Origin of the sequence: Brevibacillus sp. LEMMJ03, assembly GCF_007197875.1 — a bacterium.
GTDB lineage: Bacteria > Bacillota > Bacilli > Brevibacillales > Brevibacillaceae > Brevibacillus > Brevibacillus thermoruber.
This window is the reverse complement of the sequence record NZ_VKJN01000069.1, coordinates 1-477: the sequence shown is the minus strand read 5'-3', so window position 1 is coordinate 477 and position 477 is coordinate 1. Positions and strand designations below refer to the sequence as shown.

Sequence of the window (477 nt, the reverse complement as noted above, 5' to 3'; positions counted from 1 at the left end):
GCTTCCAGGTAAAATCGAGCATCGAATCACACCTTTCTCTCGTTAGTTGACGGTGATTGAGCAGCTCACCTGTAGTTTGTCCGTTTGTCGCTGTCACGATGTTATTTAAAATTTTACAGCATTAATATTCATCTTCACGATAGCCAAGGTCTCGCAACTGTGCCATTTTATTACGCCAATCTTTTTGTACCTTCACCCATAACTCTAAAAACACTTTCGAACCGAGTAGCGTTTCGATATCAGCACGTGCACGTTGACCGATTTCCTTTAACATTTGACCGCGTTTGCCAATAATAATTCCTTTTTGCGAATCGCGTTCAACGATAATTGTCGCCGCCACATATACAGTATCGCTATTTTCCCGACGTTCAATCGAATCGATGACAACTGCAATGGAATGTGGTACTTCTTCGCGCGTTAAATGAAGCGCTTTTTCACGAATAAATTCGGCGATAATAAATCGCTCCGGGTGATCTG

The 477-nt window shown here is 42.3% G+C and carries 1 protein-coding gene; it reads right to left on the bottom strand.

The window, feature by feature from the left end; translation table 11 throughout:
• Positions 1-121: 121 nt before the first annotated feature.
• A partial coding sequence (era, locus tag FOI68_RS22840) for a GTPase Era (RefSeq protein ID WP_143864422.1) occupies positions 122-477 on the bottom strand: 356 nt, incomplete at its 5' end.